At 51.1% G+C, this 235-nt stretch carries 1 protein-coding gene; it reads right to left on the bottom strand.

What is annotated here, in order from left to right; translation table 11 throughout:
• The coding region (rplN, locus tag JFU56_RS22785) for a 50S ribosomal protein L14 (protein ID WP_198439470.1) at positions 1 to 226 on the bottom strand (226 nt) is incomplete at its 3' end.
• Between the last annotated feature and the right edge of the window lie 9 nt (positions 227 to 235).

Raw genomic sequence — 235 nt, 5'->3', positions numbered from 1 at the left:
CAGAACCGTCTGGGCGACGAACGCCTTTACGGGTGCGCACTACTACCGCCTTCAGAACATCACCTTTCTTTACTTTACCGCGAGGAATCGCTTCCTTCACTGTAACCTTGATGACGTCACCGATATGTGCATAACGGCGGTGAGAGCCACCCAGAACCTTAATACACATTACCTTGCGCGCGCCAGAGTTATCTGCTGCGTCAAGTGTACTTTGCATCTGGATCATTGTTAGTGC

The sequence above is a fragment of the Moritella sp. F3 genome, assembly GCF_015082335.1.
GTDB lineage: Bacteria > Pseudomonadota > Gammaproteobacteria > Enterobacterales > Moritellaceae > Moritella.
This window is presented reverse-complemented; position numbering and strand designations above follow the sequence as displayed.